This window comes from Mycobacterium sp. IDUB_21 (genome assembly GCF_055419425.1).
This window is the reverse complement of sequence record NZ_JBVAXQ010000004.1, coordinates 180,593-202,339: the sequence shown is the minus strand read 5'-3', so window position 1 is coordinate 202,339 and position 21,747 is coordinate 180,593. Positions and strand designations below refer to the sequence as shown.

19 protein-coding genes and 1 pseudogene are annotated in these 21,747 nt (G+C 69.6%); 10 read left to right on the top strand and 10 right to left on the bottom strand.

The window, feature by feature from the left end; genetic code table 11:
* Positions 1-26 precede the first annotated feature (26 nt).
* Positions 27-830, bottom strand: coding sequence for a mycofactocin-coupled SDR family oxidoreductase (locus ACZYY4_RS08170; protein WP_463809276.1), 804 nt, complete (start codon positions 828-830; stop codon positions 27-29).
* The gene (locus ACZYY4_RS08165; RefSeq protein ID WP_463809274.1) at positions 827-1,657 is read right to left on the bottom strand and encodes a mycofactocin-coupled SDR family oxidoreductase; all 831 of its coding nucleotides are present in this window, start codon (positions 1,655-1,657) and stop codon (positions 827-829) included. The genes ACZYY4_RS08170 and ACZYY4_RS08165 overlap by 4 nt, the downstream gene beginning before the upstream one ends.
* 47 nt (positions 1,658-1,704) lie before the next feature.
* Here ACZYY4_RS08165 and ACZYY4_RS08160 point away from each other — a divergent pair, with 47 nt between their 5' ends.
* Positions 1,705-2,271 carry a TetR/AcrR family transcriptional regulator gene (locus ACZYY4_RS08160; RefSeq protein WP_463809272.1) on the top strand — a complete coding sequence of 189 codons (567 nt, stop codon included), beginning with the start codon at positions 1,705-1,707 and terminating at the stop codon, positions 2,269-2,271.
* Here the strand turns inward: ACZYY4_RS08160 and ACZYY4_RS08155 are convergent.
* On the bottom strand, positions 2,268-2,780 hold the full coding sequence (locus tag ACZYY4_RS08155; RefSeq protein WP_463809270.1) for a nitroreductase/quinone reductase family protein: 513 nt from the start codon (positions 2,778-2,780) through the stop codon (positions 2,268-2,270). The two genes, ACZYY4_RS08160 and ACZYY4_RS08155, sit on opposite strands and share 4 nt — an antisense overlap.
* Before the next feature lie 48 nt (positions 2,781-2,828).
* Between ACZYY4_RS08155 and ACZYY4_RS08150 the strand changes: the two are divergent.
* Both ACZYY4_RS08150 and ACZYY4_RS08145 read left to right on the top strand, forming a co-directional pair.
* Positions 2,829-3,185: pseudogene (locus ACZYY4_RS08150) on the top strand (bleomycin resistance protein); the annotation flags it as partial.
* Complete coding sequence (locus tag ACZYY4_RS08145) at positions 3,186-3,632, top strand: SRPBCC family protein (RefSeq protein ID WP_463809655.1); 447 nt, start codon at positions 3,186-3,188, stop codon at positions 3,630-3,632.
* 3 nt (positions 3,633-3,635) lie between these two features.
* Here the strand turns inward: ACZYY4_RS08145 and ACZYY4_RS08140 are convergent, their stop codons facing one another.
* Positions 3,636-5,834, bottom strand: coding sequence for an AAA family ATPase (locus ACZYY4_RS08140; protein WP_463809268.1), 2,199 nt, complete (start codon positions 5,832-5,834; stop codon positions 3,636-3,638).
* On the opposite strand from ACZYY4_RS08140, the gene ACZYY4_RS08135 reads away from it, so the two are divergent.
* Complete coding sequence (locus tag ACZYY4_RS08135; RefSeq protein WP_463809266.1) at positions 5,833-6,408, top strand: chorismate mutase; 576 nt, start codon at positions 5,833-5,835, stop codon at positions 6,406-6,408. The two genes, ACZYY4_RS08140 and ACZYY4_RS08135, sit on opposite strands and share 2 nt — an antisense overlap.
* Position 6,409: 1 nt before the next feature.
* On the opposite strand, the gene pssA is transcribed toward ACZYY4_RS08135, so the two are convergent.
* The 4 genes from pssA to ACZYY4_RS08115 form a co-directional block, all read right to left on the bottom strand.
* Positions 6,410-7,297 (bottom strand): CDP-diacylglycerol--serine O-phosphatidyltransferase, encoded by an 888-nt coding sequence (gene pssA, locus ACZYY4_RS08130; RefSeq protein ID WP_463809264.1) that lies wholly within the window; start codon positions 7,295-7,297, stop codon positions 6,410-6,412.
* A complete protein-coding gene (locus ACZYY4_RS08125) occupies positions 7,294-8,001 on the bottom strand; it encodes a phosphatidylserine decarboxylase (protein ID WP_463809262.1) in 708 nt (235 codons plus the stop codon). Before ACZYY4_RS08125 ends, pssA begins: the two co-directional genes overlap by 4 nt.
* A gap of 25 nt (positions 8,002-8,026) precedes the next feature.
* Entirely contained in the window at positions 8,027-9,256 is a 1,230-nt protein-coding gene (gene moeA / locus ACZYY4_RS08120; RefSeq protein ID WP_463809260.1) for a molybdopterin molybdotransferase MoeA, read from the bottom strand.
* 73 nt (positions 9,257-9,329) lie between these two features.
* Positions 9,330-10,253, bottom strand: a complete 924-nt coding sequence (locus ACZYY4_RS08115; protein ID WP_463809258.1) for an SDR family NAD(P)-dependent oxidoreductase — start codon at positions 10,251-10,253, stop codon at positions 9,330-9,332.
* Between the two features lie 114 nt (positions 10,254-10,367).
* Here ACZYY4_RS08115 and ACZYY4_RS08110 point away from each other — a divergent pair, with 114 nt between their 5' ends.
* The 3 genes from ACZYY4_RS08110 (at position 10,368) to ACZYY4_RS08100 (ending at position 15,660) form a co-directional block, all read left to right on the top strand.
* Positions 10,368-10,844, top strand: a complete 477-nt coding sequence (locus ACZYY4_RS08110) for a PH domain-containing protein (RefSeq protein WP_463809653.1) — start codon at positions 10,368-10,370, stop codon at positions 10,842-10,844.
* Between the two features lie 44 nt (positions 10,845-10,888).
* Positions 10,889-12,334 carry a PH domain-containing protein gene (locus ACZYY4_RS08105; protein ID WP_463809651.1) on the top strand — a complete coding sequence of 482 codons (1,446 nt, stop codon included), beginning with the start codon at positions 10,889-10,891 and terminating at the stop codon, positions 12,332-12,334.
* 437 nt (positions 12,335-12,771) lie between these two features.
* The gene (locus ACZYY4_RS08100) at positions 12,772-15,660 is read left to right on the top strand and encodes a PGRS repeat-containing protein (RefSeq protein ID WP_463809256.1); all 2,889 of its coding nucleotides are present in this window, start codon (positions 12,772-12,774) and stop codon (positions 15,658-15,660) included.
* A gap of 111 nt (positions 15,661-15,771) precedes the next feature.
* On the opposite strand, the gene ACZYY4_RS08095 is transcribed toward ACZYY4_RS08100, so the two are convergent.
* Positions 15,772-17,460, bottom strand: a complete 1,689-nt coding sequence (locus ACZYY4_RS08095; RefSeq protein WP_463809254.1) for a DEAD/DEAH box helicase — start codon at positions 17,458-17,460, stop codon at positions 15,772-15,774.
* Between the two features lie 55 nt (positions 17,461-17,515).
* Here ACZYY4_RS08095 and ACZYY4_RS08090 point away from each other — a divergent pair, with 55 nt between their 5' ends.
* A complete protein-coding gene (locus ACZYY4_RS08090) occupies positions 17,516-18,226 on the top strand; it encodes a M24 family metallopeptidase (protein ID WP_463809252.1) in 711 nt (236 codons plus the stop codon).
* Positions 18,227-18,232: 6 nt separating this feature from the next.
* Here ACZYY4_RS08090 and ACZYY4_RS08085 read toward each other — a convergent pair whose 3' ends face one another.
* Positions 18,233-19,141: an SDR family NAD(P)-dependent oxidoreductase gene (locus ACZYY4_RS08085; RefSeq protein ID WP_463809250.1), complete on the bottom strand. Its 909-nt coding sequence runs from the start codon at positions 19,139-19,141 to the stop codon at positions 18,233-18,235.
* Between the two features lie 98 nt (positions 19,142-19,239).
* On the opposite strand from ACZYY4_RS08085, the gene ACZYY4_RS08080 reads away from it, so the two are divergent.
* On the top strand, positions 19,240-19,806 hold the full coding sequence (locus ACZYY4_RS08080; RefSeq protein WP_463809248.1) for a TetR/AcrR family transcriptional regulator: 567 nt from the start codon (positions 19,240-19,242) through the stop codon (positions 19,804-19,806).
* Positions 19,807-20,006: 200 nt separating this feature from the next.
* A complete protein-coding gene (gene groL / locus ACZYY4_RS08075; RefSeq protein ID WP_463809246.1) occupies positions 20,007-21,632 on the top strand; it encodes a chaperonin GroEL in 1,626 nt (541 codons plus the stop codon).
* The last annotated feature ends 115 nt before the right edge of the window (positions 21,633-21,747 follow it).

Here is a 21,747-nt window from a genome sequence, read left to right as displayed (position 1 = left end):
CGAAGGCGCGCTGACCGCACCCCGCCTCATCGGAGGGTGACACCGGCGTCAACCTTGAATTCCAGCCCGGTCACGTGCCGGGATTCGTCGGAGACCAGGAACAGCACCGCGTTGCTGACGTCGCGCGCCTCGGTCATCACGATCGGCAAAGCGTTCATGAAGATCGGGCCGAGGTCGGCTCGGGTCTCGTGGAGCAGGCCGTGCAGGGTGTCCGGTCGCATCCCGGTCTCCACCCCGGTGGGGTGCACGGTGTTGACCCGGACATTCACTGCGGCAAGCTCATTGGCCAGGGCACGGCTCATGCCCACCACGCCGTGCTTGGACGCCGTGTAGGGGGTGTGCAGCGGGCTGCCCTTCAGCCCGGCCACCGAGCTGATGTTGATCAGGCTGCCGCCGCGCTCGACCAGATGCGGTAACGCCGCCGAGCAGGTGTTCCACGCCCCGATCAGGTTGACGTCGATGACGGTCCGCCACTGCTCGGCCGTGGTGGTGTCCCAGGTTCCGGCGGTCAGCACCCCGGCGTTGGCGACCGAGGCGTCCAGGCCGCCCAACTGCGCGACACCGTCGTCGACCGCCGCGGCCAGCTCGGCGGCGTCGCGCACGTCGACCACATGGGTGACCGCACGGCGACCGAGGTCTTCGACCAGTCGCGCGGTCTCCTCAAGGTCTTCGGTTGTGGCCAGCGGATATTCGACCTCCGGCAGCGACGCGCAGATGTCGACCAGGATCAGATCGGCGCCTTCTTCGGCCAGCCGCACGGCGTGGCTGCGACCCATGCCCCGTGCGGCGCCGGTCACCAGGACCCGCTTGCCGGCTGCTCGCCCGTTCATAGCTTGTTGCAGAAGCCGGCGTCGACGGGGAAGGTGACCCCGGTGACGTACTGGGCGGCGTCGGAGACCAGGTAGGCGATCGCGGCGCTGATGTCGTCGGGTTCGAGCATGCCGACCGGCATCGGATTCTGCAGATGTGGTCCGCCGTCGGGATAGTGTTCCAGAAACGATGTCATCGCCGGATTGACCGCCATCATGGTGTTGACCGCGGTCGGGTGCACGGTGTTGACCCGGATGCTGTGCGGCGCCAGGGCGTTGGCCAGCGTGCGCATCAGCCCGACGATGCCGTGTTTGGATGCCGCGTAGCCCAGGCCGCCACCCTGCTGGCCGCCGAAGCCCTTCAGGCCAGCGGTGGAGCTGGTGAACACGATCGACCCGCCGCGGCCACCGGCGATCAGGTGCGGTATGGCGGCCTTGGCGGTGTGGAACGACCCGACCAGGTTGACGTCGATCACGTCGGTCCACATCTGCAGGTCCTCGTCGTCGGTCAACTCGCGGAAGGCCATCGCGGCGATACCGGCATTGGCGCAGACGATGTCGAGGCGGCCGAAGTGCTCGACGCCGGCGTCCAGGGCCGCCTTCAGCGTGGCGAAATCGCGGACGTCGGCAATGGAGGCGATCATCTTGCCGCCTTGGGCCTCCACCAGCGCGACGGTCTCGTCCAGCTCCGCACGGCTTGCCATCGGATAACCGTTGGACGCGATGTCGGCGCAGATGTCGACACCGATGATGCCGGCGCCGTCGGCCGCCAGCCTTACGGCATGGCTGCGCCCTTGTCCGCGCGCTGCCCCGGTGATGAACGCGACTTTTCCGTCCAGAGAACCCATGAGGGGTACAGTAACCGTGTTACTGTCCGGCAGCAAGGGGTGGATCAATGGCTGATGCCGAAGACCGGATCCTGGCCATCGTCGTCGAGATCCTCGAAACGCAGGGCTATGACGCGGTTCAGCTCCGCGAGGTCGCCCGCCGCGCCCGGATGTCGCTGGCGACGATCTACAAGCGATATGCCACCCGCGACGAACTCATCCTTGCCGCGCTGGATGCCTGGATGGCGGAGAACCGCTACTCAGGGGTTGTCCCGCATTCGCGTGAGCCCGGAGAATCACTGTATGGGGCGCTGATCGGCTTGTACCGCACCATCTTCGAGCCGTGGGAGCGGCATCCGGCGATGCTGGCAGCCTACGTCCGGGCCCGGTCCGCGCCGGGCGGAGACAGTCTGGCGCGCCGGGGCCTCGACGTTGTGGGTCCCGCGATGCGGGCGGCTCTCTTGGGTGTCGACGAAGGCTTCATCGCCGACCTGGACGTCGTCATCTCGAACCTGGTGTACGGGCTTTCCGCCCGGTTCGCCGCCGGCGAGATCGCGATCACCGACATCCTGCCCGTCCTGGATCGGACGGTGTACTGGCTCACCAGCGGATACGAGATGACCACGGGCCGTTAGCGTCTGGCCAGCGCGAACACCTTGATCTCGCGGCCGGCCCGGTGCTGGTAGGTGTCGTAGTTGCTGATGTAGTCGATGAACTTCTGGTAGATGCGGGCGTGCTCCTCGCCGACGACCTCGCTGGCAAGCACCGGTATCTCCTTGCCGCCCATCGTGACCCACGCGTTGGGATCAGAGACAAGATTCAACACCCAAGCCGGATGGTTCGCCTGTCCGAAGTTGCTGCCTACCAGGAACAGTCGGTCACCCTCGCGCATGTAGGCCAGCGGGATCTGCCGACGCTGACCGGACTTGCGGCCGGTCGTGGTGAGCAGCAGCAACGGGACGGCCATCGGCCCGAAGATGGTGAGCCGACCGCCGCTGTGGTCGAGCAGCCAGCGGTCCAGCGGAGTGCAGTGCCGGATGAGCCAGGCGCCGGGTTTGGATCCGGCGACCGCCGCGATCGCTCGCCGCGCCCGCGGCCCGGGGTCGCGGCCCCACCGCACCTCGGGAAAGGGGTTCTCGGTCATGCTCAGATCTTGCCATTTCCACCGGGCAGGCCGTGTGAGACTGACGCCATGCCGAATATCGGGTTCACCGCGGTCTCGCCGATCATTCCGGTGCGAGACCTTGACGCCGCGCTGGACCGCTACCGCCGGCTCGGGTTCACCGTGCACGCCTACGACGGACCGGCCCGGTACGGCTTTGCCGACCGCGGCGTGGTGTCGTTGCATCTGTCCGAGTGGGCTGAGCACGATCCGCTGCGGACCGCGGCGAGCGTGTATCTGTACGTCGATGACGCCGATGCGCTCTACGTGCAGTGGGCGGCATCGGGAGTTCAGGGACGCCTGGTCGAACCGGTTGACACCGACTACGGGCTCCGGGAGTTCGCCTACGTCGATCCGGACGGCACCGCGCACCGGGTCGGTTCGCCGCTGCCGGCCAAGATTGTCAGCGCCAGCCGGGAGATCGCTGCGCCGGCCGGGCGGATCTTCGAGCTGATCGCCGACCCGGCTCAACAGCCGCGTTGGGACGGCAACGACAATCTGGCCGAAGCGCCTGCCGGACAACGGGTGCACACGGTCGGCGCGATGTTCACCATGGCGCTGACACTCGGTGTCGTCCGCGAGAACCACGTGGTGGAGTTCGAGGAGGGGCGTCGTATCGCTTGGCGACCAGCGGAACCCGGCCAAATGCCACCGGGGCACCTGTGGCGGTGGGAACTCGAGACGTTGGATGACGCGCACACCCGCGTCACCCACACCTACGACTGGTCACAGCTGACCGATCCGAACCGCTTGCAGCGCGCGCGCTGGACCACCGCGGACAAACTGGCGGGCTCACTGACCCGGCTCGCGGCGTTGGCTGAGGGTGACAACTAGTCCTCACCGGTTGTCGGCGAAGGAACGCAGCGCGGCGACCTGATCCGGATCCAGTGAGGGCCGGACGTTTTCGCGTGCCGCGGTGACGTCTGCCGCGGTGACGTCGGCGGCGTCGATGCTACGGCGCATCGCGGTCAGAGCCGCTTCGCGCAGCAGCGCCACGCAGTCGGCGGCGCTGTAGCCGTCCAGATCGGCGGCCAACGCGTCGAGGTCGACGTCGTCATGCAACGGCACCGACTTTCCGGCCACCCGCAGGATCTGTCGGCGGGCGTCGGTGTCGGGTGGCTCGACGAACACCAGCTTCTCCAGCCGGCCCGGCCGGGTCAGGGCCGGGTCGATCAGGTCGGGTCGGTTGGTGGCGCCGACCACCACCACGTCGCGCAGCGGGTTGGCGCCGTCGAGTTCGGTGAGCAGGGCGGCCACCACCCGGTCGGTCACCCCGGAGTCGAAGCTCTGCCCGCGCCGCGGGGCCAGGGCATCGATCTCGTCGAGGAACACCAGCGACGGCGCGGAATCGCGGGCGCGCTGAAACAGATCCCGCACCGCCCGCTCGCTGCTGCCCACCCACTTGTCCATCAGCTCAGCGCCCTTGACGGCGTGCACGCTGACCCGCCCGGAGCCGGCCAGGGCGCGCACCACGAACGTCTTGCCACAACCCGGCGGACCGTAGAGCAGCACGCCGTGCGGGGGATCCACGCCGAGGCGGGTGAAGGTGTCCGGGTGCTGTAGCGGCCACAGGATCGCCTCGGTCAGTGCCTGTTTGGTAGCCACCATGTCCCCGACATCGTCGAGGGTCACCGAGCCGACCGAGACCTCGGCGGTGGCCGAACGCGACAGCGGACGGATCACGCCCAACGCCCCGACCAGATCATCCTGGCTCAGTACCGGTTCTTCACCAGTGTCGCTGGCCCGCGACGCCGCCCGCAGCGCCGCCTCCCGAACCAGTGCCGAAAGGTCTGTGGCAACGAAACCTGGTGTACGTTCGGCGATCTCGTTCAGATCGAGGCCGCCGCTGGGCACCGACTTGAGCAGTCCGCCCAGCAACGCGGCGCGGGTCGCCCCGTCGGGCAGGCTCAGCCGCAACTCCCGGTCGCACAGCTCCGGGGCCCGCAGCCGGGCGTCGACCCGGTCCGGCAGCGCGGAGGTGGCGATGAACGCCACCCCGTCCGAGGCGACCGCGGTGCGCAGCTCAGCCAGGATCAAGGTGCTCACCGGCTCGGGCGGATCCGGCAGCAGCGCGTCGATATCGGTGATCAACAGCACCCCGCCGCCGTCGCACACGCCCGTCACGGCCGAGTTCACCCCGGCCAGCCGCTCGTCGGCGACGCGGGCCCCGATCTCGGGTCCGTCGAGCTCAACCACCCGCCGCGGCGCGCACACCGCCCGCACCATCGTGGATTTACCGACCCCGGGCGGGCCCGACACCAGCACGCCGAGATTGGTACCGGCGTTGAGCGTCTTGAGCAGGTGCGGTTCGTCGAGAGCCAGCTTGAGCCATTCGGTGAGTTTGTCGGCTTGTGCGGCGCAGCCCTTGAGGTCGTCGACGGTCAGCGGTGCGGTGTCGGCCGCGACGCTCTGATTCGTCGGCGTGGCCGGTGCCGTGCCATTGCCCCAGGTCACCGAGGAGTTGGGTTGCACGCTGACCGGCCCGGCCGGGTCGGCGCCGGTGACGGTCAACAGCTCCGAGGTCCAGCTGATCCCCACCGCGGAGGCCAGTGCGGCGGCGGCCGCTGACGTCGAGGTGCCCGGACCCAGGTCGCGGGGCAGCAGCGACACCGCGTCACCCACGGTCAGCACCTTGCCCAACAGCGCCTGACGCAAAGTGGCCGCCGATACCGATTCGGAGGCCAGCCTCGACCCGCTCAGCGTCACCGAGCGGGCGCCGTAGACGGTGACGGCGGCCACCACCACCTCGGTTCCGTCGCGCAGCCCGGCGTTGGACAGCGTCACGTCGTCGAGCAGCACCACACCGGCCGGCGAATCCGGCCCGGCCAGCCCGGCCACCGCGGCCGTCGTCCGAGACCCGGTCAGCGACACCGCATCCCACTCCCGGATACCCAGTGCGGCAATCGCTTCCGCGTGCAGCCGGACCACGCCCCGGCGAGCGTCGACGGCCGATGTGTTCAGCCGGGCGATCAGCGTCAGGTGCCGGGAGGAGGTCCGGGAGGCATCGTCACCGCGGTGCTCTTCAATAGAACCCATGCGGTCATTATCGACACACACCTCCGCCGGGATGTCGGCGATCTGCGCGGTCCTGGTGCTGGCGGCCGCGCCCGCGGCTCGGGCCGACACGGTAAACCCGCTGGCCGACTTGGTCGACGCGGCCGCCGGGCGGCTCCAGGTCGCCGACGACGTGGCGGCCAACAAGTGGCTCACGACGGCCGCCATCGAGGATCCGGCCCGGGTGGAGCAACAACTGGCCGCTCTGGCGGCCGCCGCCGAGACCGAACACCTCGACGCCGATTACGTGACCCGAGTGTTCACCGACCAGATCGCGGCCACCGAAGCCGTAGAGCACTACCGGTTCGCCCAGTGGAAGCTGAACCCGGCCACCGCGCCGGCCGCCGCACCGGACCTGGCGTCTTCACGTGCTCGCATCGACGGCTTCAACCACGAGATGCTCAGCCAGATCGGGCTGCAATGGCAGCAGTTGCATGCACCGGAGTGCGCCGCCCAACTCGGCGAGGCGATCGACGGTGTCAGCGCCGGGCGCCAACTCGACGGGTTCGACCGGCAGGCGCTGTCGTCGGCGACGCGGGAGTACTGCTCCGGGTAGCTCAGCGGCCCGGCTTGCGCAGCCGTAGCCGTGCCATCGACTGCCCGCTGGGCCGACGGATGCCCCGCCGCACCCCGGGCCTGCGACTCGGCTGCGACCGGCGGATCGCCCGGCGCGCGGCCCGGCGCTCCCGGGGGGCGTCCTCCCAGGCCTCCGGGTGCGCGGCCACCCAGCGCTGGCTGCGGAACGAGAACGGAATGGTGCACAGGTACGCCACGATCAGCACCAGCACCAGCACGTACGGGAACAGGAACGCCGCCGCGGCCACCAGTGCAAGCACCGCCAGCAGTACCGCGGCCAGATGCGGCGGAACCGACACGGCATGCATCTTGCGCATCGGGATCCGGCTGACCAGCAGCATCGACGTGCCCACCACCCAGGCGCAGGTGAACCACTGCGAAGTCCACCAACCGTCACCGAACTGCAGCTTCGCGGCCAGCAGGCCCATCAGCGTGATCGCGCCGGCCGGGGCGGGCATCCCGACGAAGAACTCGCGGGTATAGGCCGGCAGGGTGGCGTCGTCGAGCAGGGTGTTGAACCGAGCCAGCCGCAGCACCACACACACCGCGTAGAGCAGTACCACGATCCAGCCCGCCGGTTGTGTGGACAGCAGCGACACGTAGACCACCACTGCCGGCGCCACCCCGAAGTCGACCGCGTCGGCCAGCGAGTCGATCTCGGCGCCCATCCGCGACTCGGCGTCCAGGATGCGGGCCACCCGGCCATCCAGGCCATCGAGGATGGCGGCCGCCCCGATCAGCGCCATCGCGACGTGCGGCTGACCGTCCAACGCGTACTTGATCGAGGTCAGGCCGGCGCAGATGGCCAGCACCGTCATCGAGCTGGGCAGGATGTGCAGGCCCACTGGGCGCCGGGAGGAAGTCGTCATGGCAGCTGCGCCAGCACGGTCTCACCGGCGACCATGCGCTGGCCGACGCCGACCAGGGGCTGCGTCCCGACCGGCAGGTAGGTGTCCAGCCGTGACCCGAACCGGATCAGCCCGTAGGTGTCGCCGATCGCCAGATGATCGCCGGGCCGGGCATCGCAGATGATGCGGCGCGCCAACAACCCGGCGATCTGCACGGCGATCACTTCGGCGCCGTCGGCGGTGCGGATCCGCACACTGTTGCGCTCGTTGTCCTCGCTGGCCTCGGTGCGGTCCGCGGATCCGAATCGGCCGGCCCGGTGCAGCACGTCGAGCACCTCCCCGCCGACCGGAGCCCGCTGCACGTGCGCGTCGAACACCGACATGAAGATGCTGACCCGCGGCAGCGGGGTGTCGGGCAGGTCCAGTTCCGGGGGCGGGGTCGCGGTGTCGACCAGGCAGACCATGCCGTCGGCGGGGGCCACCACCGCACCCGGGCGCGTCGGCGGCACCCGGCGCGGGTGGCGGAAGAACCCGGCGCTGGCGCCCGCGGCCAACAGGCCGGCTCCACGCAGCCAGCTCTGCTTGCGGCCCAGCACCGCCAGGCCCAGCCCACCGGCCACGAACGGCAAGCCGGCGTGGTGCATCGGCGGCACCGTCGAGCGCAGCAGCTCGATCAGGTGTCGCAGGCCGCCGGGATCATCTGCTGCACGGGGTCGTCTGGCCATCCGGCCATCTTAGAAGCAGTCGGGTTCACCCGGTCAGGTCCCAGACCTCCACGTGAGCGCCCACCGGCAGTTCGGTCACGTCGTCGGCGATGTCCAGCAGGCAATTCGCCGACGCCAGGTAGCGCAAATGGTGTGAGGCCGGCGGGCCGTAGTTGGTGACGGTCCCGGTTTCGTGGTCGAACAGGCCGCGCCGGAACTGCCGCCGGCCGGCCGGCGAAGTCAGCTTCTCGCTCAGGATGGCGGTGCGACGCGGCCGATCCGGTGTGGGCAGATCCATCGCGCGGCGCAGCGCGGGGCGTACGAACACCTCGAAGGACACCTGCGCACTGACCGGGTTGCCGGGCAGCGTGATGATGGCGGAATCGGACCCGGGCTCGCCGATCCTTCCGATGCCCTGCGGCATTCCGGGCTGCATCGCCACCTTGACGAACTCCACGCCCTGATCGCCGTCCCGGCCGAAGACGTCCTTGACCACCTCGTAGGCGCCGGCACTGACACCGCCGCTGGTGATGATCAGGTCCACCGCGCCGTCGCGCGCGCCGTAGCGGTCGAGCACCGCGTTGAACTCGGCGGTGTCATCGGAGACGGTGGCCGCGGCCACCACCTCGGCGCCGGCCTCGCGTACCGCGGCGGCCAGCATCACCCCGTTGGACTCGTAGATCTGTCCGGGCGCCAAGGGCGTGCCCGGCTTGACGAGTTCGGTGCCGGTGGAGATCACCAGAACCCGTTGCCGGGGCCGCACCGTCAGCTCGGCCAAGCCCAGCGCCGCGGCCAGCCCGGCCGCCGGTGGGCTGATCACGTGGCCGGCCCACAGCACGGTGGCGCCCTCGGCGACGTCCCCGCCGGCGCGGCGGATGTGGCGTCCCCTGGCGGTGGGGGCACTGATCTCCACCAGGTCGACGCCGCCGTCGGTGGCCTCGACGGGAACCACCCCGTCAGCGCCGAACGGAATGGGTGCGCCGGTCATGATGCGGTGTGCGGTACCGGGTTCCAGCGAGGGGATGTCGGTGCGGCCGGCCGGTATGTCCTCGGGCACCGGCAATTTCACCGGATTCTCGGGTGTGGCCGCGGCCACGTCGTCGGCAAGCACGGCGTAGCCGTCCATTCCGGAGTTGTCGAAGACCGGCAAGGAGATCGGCGCGGTCACATCCGCGGCCAGTACCAGGCCCTCGGCGTCGGACAGCGGAACCGTGACCGGCGGGCGGGCGCGGATCAGCCCGGAGACGGCGCGCTGATGCTCCTCGACAGATCGCATTCGGCCATTATTGCGGTGATCGAAAGCGCGGCGGAGCCGGGTGCAGCGGGTCGCCGCCATTGAGCCGGGCGGACTAGACCGGAAAGCTGACCCCGGTCAGCTCCTGCGAGACCTCCCACAGCCGCTGCTGCAGCGCGACATCGTGTGCCTGCTTACTGGCGTCGACCAGTTTGGGGTAGCCGCGCTGCTCACCGATGCCGGCCGGGCCGTAGTACTGCCCGCCGGTCACCTCGGTGTCGGTGGCTGCACGCAGCGTCGGCAGTGCGCCCATCGCCGCGCTCTGGACCACCAGCGGCAGCAGCAATCGGTCGGCCGGACGCAGGAACGGCGGCAGGTAGCGGGTCAGTTCGGTGTTTGCGGTGCCCGGGTGCGCGGCGACGGCGATGGTCGATTTGCGTTTGGCGGCCAGCCGGCGCTGCAACTCGTAGGTGAACATCAGATTGGCCAGCTTGGACTGCCCGTAGGCGGCGATCCGGTTGTAGCCGTTCTCCCACTGCAGGTCGTCGAAGTGGATCGCCGCCATGATCCGGTGCGCCATGCTGCTCACAGTCACCACGCGGGAACCCTTCACCCGCATCATCCGGGGCAGTAGTAGACCGGTCAGCGCGAAATGCCCCAGATGGTTGGTGCCGAACTGCAGCTCGAACCCGTCGACGGTGGTCTGTTTGGGGGTGTACATGACACCGGCGTTGTTGATCAGCAGGTCGATTCGGGGGTGGGCGGCGCCCAGGGCCTCGGCGGCTTCGCGGACTGACGCCAGCGAACTCAGATCGAGCTGCCGCACCTCGACGGCCGCCTGCGGGCAGTCCCTGTTGATCCGCTCGGCTGCCGCGTGGCCCTTGTCGAGGTCGCGAACCGCCAGCACTACCAGGGCGCCGCGCCCCGCGAGCGCCGCGGCGGTGTGATAGCCGATTCCGGTGTTGGAACCGGTGATTACCGCGACGCGCCCGGTTTGATCGGGTGCGTCCTCCGCGGTCCATTTGTCCCGGCTGCTCATGGCGGAAACGATACCGACGTTCGCGGGTTCTGCACCTTCAGATGACAGCGCCCCACGCGCTAGGTCATTCTCTGTTGCATGGCGCCCAACGCAAACCGTCCCGGGGAGACCACCATGGTCGACCCCACCAACCCGCCCAGCTCCCGCGCGCCGTTGGTGTGGGCCCTGACCGGGTCGGTGCCCTGGCTGGTGCTGGCCGTGCTGCAACTGGGATGGGCGGTCGCCGATCAGCGGTTGGAGTGGCTGCACGTCGGCGCTTTGGCGCTCACCGCGCTGGGCCTGCTGGTGTCGGCGGTCATCGCACCGGTGTGGCGCTACCGCGTGCACCGGTGGGACATCAGCGAGCAGGCGGTCTACACCCGCACCGGCTGGCTGGTGCAGGAACGCCGGATCGCGCCGATCTCCCGGATCCAGACCGTCGACACCTACCGTGGGCCGCTGGATCGGCTGCTCGGGCTGGCCAACGTTCGAGTGACCACCGCGTCGTCGGCGGGCGCGGTGCACATCGTGGCGCTGGATGCTCCGGTCGCCGACCGGGTGGTGGCGCAATTGACCGACATCGCCGCACTGGGCTCCGAGGACGCCACGTGAGCACGCCTTCGACCGAACCGGCCTGGCAGCGGCTGAGCCCGCGGATGCTGCTGGTGCATCCACTGCACGAGGCACTGCGGGAGTTACCGCTGCTGGTCGCGGTGGTCGTATTCGGTTCGGCCACCGACAATTCGGTGTGGGTGATCGCGGTGGTGTGGGTGATCGCCGTGGTGGGCGTGACGCGTTGGTTCACCACCACCTACCGCATCGAACCGGACCCCGAGGCCGGGCGGGTGCAGCTGCGCTCGGGCTTGCTGCGCCGCAGGGTTCTTTCGGTGCCGCGCAACCGGATTCGCTCGGTGGAGACCGATGCCAGACTGCTGCACCGGCTGCTGGGGTTGACGGTGCTGCGGGTCAGTACCGGCCAGCAGGCCGCCGGCGACACGGTGTTCGAGCTGGACGCAGTCGAGATCAGCCAGGTGCCGGAGCTCCGGGCGGCCCTCCTGGCGCACACCGGTCAGCCGGATCGATCCGCAGCCGGATCGGCTGCTGACCCCGCGACGGTACTGGCGCGGTGGCGACCGTCGTGGTTGCGCTATAGCGCGCTGAGTTTGTCCGGGCTGGTGACGATCAGCGCTGCGGTGGGCGTGCTGTACCAGAGCGGGGTCTGGGCGGCGCTGGAGGATTCGCCGCTGAGCCGGTCCTGGCGCGAGGCCGCGGAGCGGTTCGGGGCGCAGCAGACCACGGCGGTGATCGCGGGACTGGTGCTGGTGGCGGCGATCCTGCTGGCGGTGCTGCGCTCGACGCTGACCTACGGGAACCTGGTGCTGTCCCGCCGTTTCGGGACGGGCGGAGACGTGCTGGAGTTGAGCCACGGGTTGCTGCGGGTGCGGCAACACAGCTACGACATGCGCCGGCTGCGCGGCGGAACGCTACGGCGGCCGCTGCTGGTGCGGCTGTTCGGTGGCGCCCGACTGGACGCGGCGATGACCGGTGTCACCGGCGCGGGCGAATCCTCGATCCTGCTGCCGCCGTGCCCGCGGGCCACCGCCGAGCAGGTGCTGACCGGGCTGGTCGCCGACCCCGTCGTGGTCACCGGGCCGCTGCGCAGACACGGGCCGGCGGCGGCCCGCCGGCGGTGGACCCGGGCGATGATGCTGCCGCTGGTTGTTGGTGCGGGGCTCGCTGTTGCGACGATGGTCGACGGTGTTCCGGTGGGGTACTGGGCGGTGTGGGCGGCACTGACGGTGGGGGCGGCGCTGCTGGCCGCCGACCGGGTGCGTTCCCTGGGGCATCGCGTCGACCCGCACTGGCTGTCGGCGCGCACCGGCAGTTGGGAGCAACGCCGTTATTGCATCGCCACTGCCGGAATCATCGGCTGGACGGTGCACCAGAGTTGGTTTCAGCGCCGCGCCGGGGTGGCCACCCTGATCGCGGCCACCGCCGCCGGGGTCAAGGCCTACCGGGTGATCGACGTGCCGCAGGAGTGGGCATGGTCGGTGGCCGCGCAGGCGTCGCCGTGGGTGGCCGACAGCGTCTGGGCGCGATAACCGCGATAACTCTGCGATTTCTGTGGCCGCTGCTGCCGCCGCACTCCCTTTGCGGACGAATATCTGCATTAGTGGAAGCTGAGAATTTTCTCGTAAATCTTTTTCCACGTCAATTTTTGCCAAGCCTTGTGTGCGAGCGCTTGTGTTTCAAGCTCCCATTGCGCGGTAAGTAGCGCCATGCGGCCCGAAGTGCCTCAACAATGCTCTATGCGCGTGGATTTGGCGTGGCAGTGGTTCAAGAGGAGGCAGCAGGTAGCCGGCCGTCGATCAATTTTGAACCCGATTCGGCAAATTGACACCGCGCTGCGCGTAAGTGTGTTTATGCTGCGTTGCTGAGAGCCAGCTGAAGTTCACTTACCGTGAGGGGACCAGAAATGGGCAGTCGGTGGCGGGATGAGCGGAATGGCCGGGTGGGGGCGCGTAGGCGGGATCGCGCGGTGGGTGCCGCCGCGTCCGTCGGCGCGTTTCTGGCGTTCGGGATGGCGCCGTTGGCGTCGGCGCCGACGGCCAATGCCGATTTCGAGGACTTGTTCACCGACCTGTTCGACCCGAGTGCATGGGGCAACCTGTCGGGTGATTTCGACAGCTTGTTTGCTGCGCCGACCGGGGATCTTTCGGGTTCGGCGGACGCGTCTGGGGCCGAGTTTGCTCAGATGTGGGACACCTACTTCTACGCGCCGTTGCACGAGAACTTGCAGGTCTGGATCAACTCTGACTTCGGCCAGCAGGTCGACGGGGTGATCAACCAGATGTTCGCCCCGTTGACCGTGGGTTTCTGCGGGGTGATCTGTAACGGTATCGATGGCACCGAGGCAGATCCCGACGGTGGCAACGGCGGCGTGTGGTTCGGCGATGGCGGGGATGGCTGGTCCTCGACTGAGGCCGGGGTGGCTGGTGGTAACGGTGGGCATGTCGGCGGTATCGGCAATGGTGGCGACGGTGGTGTCGGCGGGCTGGGAGCTGATGGCGGTGACGGTGGCCATGGCGGGGAGATGTGGGGCAATGGTGGCGATGGTGGCGCCGGCGGTGCTGCCACGGCGATCCTGGCCGCGGGTAACGGTGGCAATGGTGGGTCTTCGGGTCAGGCTCAGGACTTCTTCGGGATGGGCGCCTGGGGTAACGGCGGCGACGGTGGTGTCGGTGGTGCGGGCTACACCGGTGCGGCCGGGACGTTCGCCAACGGTGGCAGCGGCAATGGTGGTGATGGCACCAACGGCGGTAACGGCGGTAACGGCGGTGCGGGGTCGTCGATCGTGGGTATCGGCGGCAACGGCGGCACCGGTGGTGTGGCCGGCAGCGGTGGTGCGGGTGCGACCGGTACTGCGGCGAACCTCAACGGTGGTGCGGGCGGCAACGGTGCGGCCCCGGGTACCGGCGGCAAGGGCGGCATCGGCGGCAGCAACAACGGTGTTGACGGTGTGCTCGGCGGTGGCGGCAACGGCGGCAATGGCGGCGACGGCTATGACGCGGCCGCCGATGCCAACGCGTTGGCCGGTGCCGTCGGCGGTAACGGTGGCGCCGGTGGTGACGGCGGCGCCTACGGCAACGGTGGTAACGGCGGCGTCGGTGGCAACGGCGCCAACGGCTCCGCAGGTACCGCGGGCACCGTCGACAGCATCAACGGCGGCAACGGCTCCGATGGCGGTATCGGTGGTAGCGGTGGCGCCGGTGGTGCCGGCGGAACCAACGCCGGTAACGCCGGCAACGGCGGCGCCGGGGGTGCAGGCGGTAACGGCGGCGGTGGCGGTGACGGCGTTGAGGGCACCAACGGTGCCGACGCGGAAGCCGGCAATGGCGGCAATGGCGGTGACGGCACCGACGGTGGCAGCGGCGGTAACGGCGGTGTCGGCGCCAACGGTGGCGCCGGCGGTGCCGGTGGTGTGGCGCAGGCCGACGGGTACACCGACGGTGCCGTAGGTGCAGGCGGTGTCGGCGGCAATGGCGGAGCTGCCGGCAATGCCGGTGACGGCGGTGACGGCGGAGCCGGCGCTGCGGGCGGAACCGGAACCATTGCCGGCAGCGGTGGAAACGGTGGCAACGCCGGAGACGCGGGTACCGCCGGCGGCGCCGGCACCGGCGGGCTCAGCGGGGACGGCGCCACCACCGCCGCCAGCGGCACCGCCGGTACTGCGGCCACCGGGGTCGGCAACGGCGGCAACGGCGGCGCCGGCGCCGACGGCCAAGTGGTGACCACCCCTAACGGTGACATCGCCCAGGACGGCGGCGCGGGCGGCGCCGGCGGGGCGGCCGGGGCGATCGGCAACGGCGGCAACGGCGGCGCCGGTGGCGCCGGCGTGGATGGCGCCGGCGGCAACCCGCCCGCGCAGAACATTCCGCCGGCGGCCGCCGACGGCACCGACCAGCCCTTCACAGACGGCGGCGGCGGCACCGGCGTCGCCGGCGGCAACGGTGACGCCGGAACGTCACCCGGGCAGGCCGGCGGTACCGGCGGGCTCGGCGAAGGGTTCGGCGGGCCCGTCGAGGACTCCACCGGCGGCGTGGGGGGTGACGGCGGCGCGGGCGGTCTCGGTGCGTCCGGCGGTGACGGCGGCATGGGCGGGGTCGTGAGCGGCAGTGATGCGGCAATCGACGGCACTGGCGGTGCGGGCGGTGTCGGCGGTGACGGCGGGGCCGGCGGAGCCGGCGGCAACGGCGGTGACGGTGGCTACGGAGACGTCGGCCTTGGCACCGGTACCGGTGGTGCGGGCGGCAACGGTGGCACCGGCGGCACCGGGGCGGCCGGGGGCAACGGTGGCACCGGCGGCTACGGCGACACCGACGGCACCGGCGACGCCACCGGCGGTGTCGGCGGTAACGGCGGTGATGGTGGTGACGGCGTCACTGGAACCAGCGGCAGTAACGGTGGTGCCGGTGGAGCGGGCGGCGCCGGCGGCACCGTGAGTGGTGTCGGCGGCGACGGCGGCGTCGGCGGTACCGGCGGTGACGGCGCGGACGGCGACGTCGGCGGCGCCGGGGGTAACGGCGGTGACGGCGGCCTTGTCAGCAACGGAAACGTGAGCACCGGCGGTGACGGCGGTGACGCCGGGAACGGCGGTGACGGCGGTGACGGCGGTAGCGGCGGCAACGGCGGGAACGGCGGCAACGCCGGGCACGGCGCAGACGGCGCGGGCACCGCGGGTGCGGGCGGCACGGCCGGCACGGCCGGGACCGGCGCGGCGGGCGGTGATGGCGGTGCCGGCGGCGCTGCCGGTGTGGTCAGTCAGGGCAACACCGTCATCGATGGAATCGCCGGTGCGGACGGCACCGCTGGCACCACTGGCACCGACGGCACCGTCGGTCAAGGCGGTACTGCCGGTCAGCCCTGATCCGCTCGTCGCCCTGCACGGCGAGTAGACGCAAATGTCCCCCAAATCACCCGATTTGGGGGACATTTGCTGGGGGCACCTCCCGCTTGCGGGGGACTGCTCGGCGCTGGCCTACAACTGCCGGATGGCAACGATCCGCGCCCGCAGCTGATCCGACGTCGCCGCCGCCACCGGCGGGCCGCCACAGATCCGGCGCAGCTCGTTGTGGATCCAGCCGTGCGGCTTGCCGAGCCGATGATGCGCCGCCGACACCAGCGCGTTGAGCTCGTGGCGTAACTCCCGCAACTGCCCGTGCGTCGTCACCGGCACAGAAACGCCGGCCGCGCCGGCAGCCTTCGAACGACGGTCCAGTTGCTCTTCCTGCCTGCGCCGCAACAGATCTCGCATCTGGCTGGCATCGAGCAGCCCGGGGATGCCCAGGTAATCGGCCTCTTCCTCGCTGCCGGCCGGGGTGGCGGTGCCGAACGAGGCGCCGTCGAAGATCACCTGGTCCAGTTCGGCGTCGGCCCCAAGGGACTCGAAGGTGTTCTCCAGCTCGGACGGCTCGCTGCGTCGCCGCTCGGCGAGCTCGTCCAGATCACCGAAGGACTCCCGGTGTGGCTTGCCGAGTACGTGGTTGCGTTGCGCCTCCAGCTCGCTGGCCAACTGCAGCAGCGACGGCACCGAGGGCAGAAAGATGCTGGCGGTCTCGCCCGGCTGACGCGACCGCACGAATCGGCCGATCGCCTGTGCGAAGAACAGCGGGGTGGACGCGCTGGTGGCGTAGACGCCGACCGCCAGCCGCGGCACGTCGACGCCTTCGGAGACCATTCGCACTGCCACCAGCCAGCGACTGGTGGCCGCGGAGAACTGCGCGATCTTGTCCGATGCGGCGGGATCGTCGGAGAGCACCACGGTGGGGGCCTCGCCGGTGAGCGTGGTCAGCAGCTTGGCATAGGCGCGCGCGGTCTTCTGATCCGAGGCGATCACCATCCCGCCGGCGTCGGGCACATGCTGCCGCTTCTGCTGCAGCCGGGTGTCGGCGGCGGCGATCACCGCCGGCATCCACTCGCCGGCCGGATCCAGGGCGGTGCGCCAGGCCCGCGCGGTGTGCTCGGCGGTGAGCGGTTCGCCGAGCCGGGCCGAGTACTCCTCGCCCGCACTGTCGCGCCAGCGGGCCTCGCCGGAGTAGGCCATGAAGACCACCGGGCGCACCACCCCGTCGGCCAGCGCCTCGGTGTAGCCGTAGCTGTCGTCGGCCACCGATCGCAGCGCACCACTGCCGTCGGGCTCGTAGTTGACGAACGGGATGGGACTGTCGTCGCTGCGGAACGGGGTTCCGGTCAGCGACAGCCGGCGGGTGGCGTCGGAGAACGCCTCGCGAATGCCATCCCCCCAGGTCTTGGCATCGCCGCCGTGGTGGATCTCGTCGAAGATGACCAGCGTTTTCGCGGCCTCGGTACGCACCCGGTGCCGGGTGGGGTGGCTGCCGACCTGGGCATAGGTGACGACGACGCCGTGGTACTCCGAGCTGGTCTGCGCGGCGGAGTTACTGAACCGCGGATCCAGCGCGATGCCGTGCTCGGCGGCGGCCGTCGCCCACTGCACCTTCAGGTGTTCGGTGGGCACGACGATGGTGATGCGCTCGACGGTGCGGTCGGCCAGCAACTCGGCGACGATGCGCAGCGCGAAGGCCGTCTTGCCGGCGCCGGGGGTGGCCACCATCAGGAAATCTCGCGGCTTGGCCGTCAGATACCGCACCAGAGCCCGGCGTTGCCAGCCCCGTAAAGCCCGGGTGCTGGGCGCTGCGTCAGCCCGCACCCGGTCTCCTATCTGATCGAGAGGCAGTCTAGGGCAAGCGGATACCATCGCTGGCGTGTCCACCCCGGGCGAGCCGGAAACCGTCCGCATCGAGCGGCTACTCGACGCGCAGACCAAAGCGGCTGCACTCTTCGACGAGATCGAGCGCCGCGGGATGGTCCGCCCCGGCGTGGGTGAGCGGCAGCTCTCCGATGAGATCGCCGACCTGGCCGCCGAGCGGTTCGGGGTGACGCGGCACTGGCATCGCCGGGTCGTGCGCGCCGGGGAGAACACTCTCCTGCCGTTCCACGCCGACCCGCCCGATCGCCTCATGGCCGACGACGACATCGCCTACCTCGACCTGGGACCGATCTTCGAAGAGTGGGAGGCCGACTTCGGCCGCACCTTCGTGCTCGGCGGTGCTGATGCAGACCCGGACAAGCTCGCGCTGCGCGACGCGCTGCCGGGGGTGTGGCAGGCCGGGCGGGCATTCTTCGACGCCCATGCCGACATCACCGGGGCGCAGCTCTACGACCACGTCGTGGGATTGGCGCGCGCGGCGGGCTTCGAGTTCGGCGCGCCGATCGCCGGACACCTGCTGGGCGAGTTCCCGCACAAGAAGATCTCCGGCGACGACGCCCGGTTCTACATCACAGCTGGTTCGGATCAGCTGATGCGCCGGACCGACCGCACCGGCCGGGTCTGCCACTGGATCCTCGAGGTGCACCTGGTCAACCGGGCCCGCGGCTTCGGCGGGTTCTACGAGCAACTCCTCGACCTGGGGTGAGCCGGGTCAGACGGGATAGACCACCCCGGTCAGCTCCTCGGAGACGGTCCAGAGCCGGCGCTGGCGCTCGACGTCATGCGATTTGCGGCTGGACCCCACCACCTTGGGGTAGCCCCGCCCTTGGGTTAAACCATCTGGTCCGAAGTACTGTCCGCCGAGCGCCTGCGGGTCGCCGGCAGCACGCAGCGTCGGCAGGGCACCCATGGCCGCGTCCTGGAACAGCGGTGCGATCAGCGGGTAGGCGACCGCCGCCCATCGAGGCAGGTGGCGCATCAGCTCGGTGTTCGAGCCGCCGGGGTGGGCGGCCACCGCGATCGTCGTTCCGTGCGAAGCGAGCCGTCGCTGCAGCTCGTAGGTGAACAGCAGGTTGGCGAGCTTGGACTGCCCGTAGGCCTCGACTCGGCTGTACCGGCGCTGCCACTGCAGGTCATCGAGGTGGATGTCGGCGCGGAGGCGATGGCCGAGGCTGCTGACGGTCACGACCCGTGAGCCGGCGACCGGTAGCAGCCGGTCCAGCAGCAGGCCGGTGAAGGCGAAGTGGCCCAGGTGGTTGGTGCCGAACTGCAACTCGAACCCATCCTTGGTGGTCGACTTGGGCGGGTACATCACGCCGGCGTTGTTGATCAGCAGGTCGATGTGGTCGTGATCGGAGCGCAACTGCTCGGCGGCGGTGCGGATGGATTCCAGCGAGGACAAGTCCAGCTCCTGCAGCGCCACGTCGGCACCGGGGCTGCGCCCACTGATGAGCGCCTGGGCCTCCTTACCCTTCTCGAGGTTGCGCACGGCCAGTACCACCTGGGCGCCCCGCTCGGCGAGTGCGGCGGCGGTCTCGAAGCCGAGGCCGGTGTTGGCTCCGGTGATGACGGCGACCCGACCGGTCTGGTCGGGGATGTCGGCGGTTGTCCACTTGGCCACGGGATGCTCCTGAGCTGTAAGGTAAACGGGGCGAGCGCTCCGGTTCGACCAACTATATGGAACGTACGCCCCGCTTTGTCAACCGATAGGTGATTCAGGTGGCTCAACCCACACGGACGCTGCGCGCCGACGCGGCACGCAACCGCGAGCGTGTGCTGGAAGTCGCCTACGAAACCTTTGCGGCCGAAGGCCTGTCAGTGCCGATCGATGAGATTGCCAGGCGCGCCGGAGTCGGAGCCGGGACGATCTATCGTCACTTCCCGGCCAAGGAGGCACTGTTTCAAGCCGTCGTCAAAGACCGGATGCAGCGCCTCGTCGACGACGGGTATGCGCGGTTGGAGTCCGACGATCCGGGGACAGCGCTGTTCACCTTCCTGCGCTCGATTGTTCTGCAGTGGGGCGCGAAGGATCGGGGTCTGGTCGAGGCGCTGGCCGGACTCGGCATCGACATCGAGCAGGCCGCACCCGAGGCCGAGGACGCGTTCCTGACCGTGCTCGGCGAGTTGCTGCGCGCTGCCCAGGGGGCGGGCACGGCGCGCCAGGACGTCGGGGTGCGTGAAGTGAAGGCGATCCTGGTCGGATGTCAGGCGATGCAGTCCTACAACGCCGAATTGGCCGAACGGGCGACCGACGTAGTCGTGGACGGTTTGCGCGCGCCGCGATGAGACCTCGCCGTGGCCCGGGCGACCTTGCACTCTCCATGGGCGAGTGCTAAGAATGACGTTGGCACTCGCGACCGGTGAGTGCTAGGTCGGGACAGTGAGGTACGGGGCCGCATCTGCGGAGCACACCCACAGCCGTCCGTCGCGGGCACTGCCTCCGGCCGACAAGACGTGCACCCCCTAACCGGAGGAATCACTTCGCAATGGCCAAGATAATTGCGTATGACGAAGAGGCTCGTCGCGGCCTCGAGCGGGGCCTCAACGCCCTCGCCGACGCGGTCAAGGTGACGCTGGGCCCCAAGGGCCGCAACGTCGTCCTGGAGAAGAAGTGGGGCGCTCCCACGATCACCAACGATGGTGTGTCCATCGCCAAGGAGATCGAGCTGGAGGACCCCTACGAGAAGATCGGCGCCGAGCTGGTCAAAGAGGTCGCCAAGAAGACCGACGACGTCGCCGGTGACGGCACCACCACCGCCACCGTGCTGGCCCAGGCGCTGGTCAAGGAAGGCCTGCGCAACGTGGCCGCCGGCGCCAACCCGCTCGGCTTGAAGCGCGGCATCGAGAAGGCCGTCGAGAAGGTCTCCGAGACCCTGCTGAAGGACGCTAAGGCGATCGAGACCAAAGAGCAGATCGCGGCCACCGCGGGCATCTCCGCCGGTGACCAGTCCATCGGCGACCTGATCGCCGAGGCGATGGACAAGGTCGGCAACGAGGGTGTCATCACCGTCGAGGAGTCCAACACTTTCGGTCTGAGCCTGGAGCTCACCGAGGGTATGCGCTTCGACAAGGGCTACATCTCGGGCTACTTCGTCACCGACGCCGACCGTCAGGAAGCGGTCCTGGAGGACCCCTACATCCTGCTGGTCAGCTCCAAGGTGTCGACGGTCAAGGACCTGCTGCCGCTGCTGGAGAAGGTCATCCAGGGTGGCAAGCCGCTGCTGATCATCGCCGAGGACGTCGAGGGCGAAGCCCTTTCCACCCTGGTGGTCAACAAGATCCGTGGCACCTTCAAGTCTGTTGCCGTCAAGGCCCCGGGCTTCGGTGACCGTCGCAAGGCGATGCTGCAGGACATGGCGATCCTCACCGGTGGCCAGGTCATCAGCGAAGAGGTCGGTCTGTCGCTGGAGACCGCCGATATCGAGCTGCTGGGCAAGGCCCGCAAGATCGTCGTCACCAAGGACGAGACCACCATCGTCGAGGGCGCTGGTGACTCGGAGGCCATCGCCGGCCGGGTGTCGCAGATCCGCGCGGAGATCGAGAACAGCGACTCCGACTACGACCGCGAGAAGCTGCAGGAGCGCTTGGCCAAGCTGGCCGGCGGTGTTGCGGTGATCAAGGCCGGGGCTGCCACCGAGGTGGAGCTCAAGGAGCGCAAGCACCGCATCGAAGATGCCGTGCGCAACGCCAAGGCAGCCGTCGAAGAGGGCATCGTTGCCGGTGGCGGCGTGGCTCTGCTGCAGGCGGCCCCGTCTCTGGACGAGCTCAAGCTCGAGGGTGACGAGGCCACGGGCGCGAACATCGTCCGGGTGGCACTGTCGGCCCCGCTCAAGCAGATCGCCTTCAACGGTGGCCTGGAGCCGGGCGTCGTCGCGGAGAAGGTGATGAACCTGCCTGCGGGGCACGGCCTCAACGCTGCGACCAACGTGTACGAGGACCTGCTGAAGGCCGGCGTTGCCGACCCCGTCAAGGTCACCCGTTCGGCGCTGCAGAACGCGGCGTCCATCGCGGCACTGTTCCTGACCACCGAGGCCGTTGTCGCCGACAAGCCGGAGAAGGCGTCCGCACCCGCGGGCGACCCGACCGGTGGCATGGGCGGCATGGACTTCTAAGTCTGGTTGCACGAAAGAGCCCGGCTCCCCATTGGGGGGCCGGGCTTCTTCGTTGCTGCGTGTGGGTTGACAGCGATCCCCCAGCAAATAAATCTGGGTGCTCCTTGTGAAAAAG

Excerpts from the sequence above, each read along its gene's own strand:
- ACZYY4_RS08170 (WP_463809276.1), bottom strand. The coding sequence starts at position 830 with ATGAACGGGCGAGCAGCCGGCAAGCGGGTCCTGGTGACCGGCGCCGCA.
- ACZYY4_RS08165 (WP_463809274.1), bottom strand. The coding sequence starts at position 1,657 with ATGGGTTCTCTGGACGGAAAAGTCGCGTTCATCACCGGGGCAGCGCGC.
- ACZYY4_RS08160 (WP_463809272.1), top strand. The coding sequence starts at position 1,705 with ATGGCTGATGCCGAAGACCGGATCCTGGCCATCGTCGTCGAGATCCTC.
- ACZYY4_RS08155 (WP_463809270.1), bottom strand. The coding sequence starts at position 2,780 with ATGACCGAGAACCCCTTTCCCGAGGTGCGGTGGGGCCGCGACCCCGGG.
- ACZYY4_RS08135 (WP_463809266.1), top strand. The coding sequence starts at position 5,833 with ATGCGGTCATTATCGACACACACCTCCGCCGGGATGTCGGCGATCTGC.
- ACZYY4_RS08140 (WP_463809268.1), bottom strand. The coding sequence starts at position 5,834 with ATGGGTTCTATTGAAGAGCACCGCGGTGACGATGCCTCCCGGACCTCC.
- pssA (WP_463809264.1), bottom strand. The coding sequence starts at position 7,297 with ATGACGACTTCCTCCCGGCGCCCAGTGGGCCTGCACATCCTGCCCAGC.
- ACZYY4_RS08125 (WP_463809262.1), bottom strand. The coding sequence starts at position 8,001 with ATGGCCAGACGACCCCGTGCAGCAGATGATCCCGGCGGCCTGCGACAC.
- moeA (WP_463809260.1), bottom strand. The coding sequence starts at position 9,256 with ATGCGATCTGTCGAGGAGCATCAGCGCGCCGTCTCCGGGCTGATCCGC.
- ACZYY4_RS08115 (WP_463809258.1), bottom strand. The coding sequence starts at position 10,253 with ATGAGCAGCCGGGACAAATGGACCGCGGAGGACGCACCCGATCAAACC.
- ACZYY4_RS08110 (WP_463809653.1), top strand. The coding sequence starts at position 10,368 with ATGGTCGACCCCACCAACCCGCCCAGCTCCCGCGCGCCGTTGGTGTGG.
- ACZYY4_RS08105 (WP_463809651.1), top strand. The coding sequence starts at position 10,889 with ATGCTGCTGGTGCATCCACTGCACGAGGCACTGCGGGAGTTACCGCTG.
- groL (WP_463809246.1), top strand. The coding sequence starts at position 20,007 with ATGGCCAAGATAATTGCGTATGACGAAGAGGCTCGTCGCGGCCTCGAG.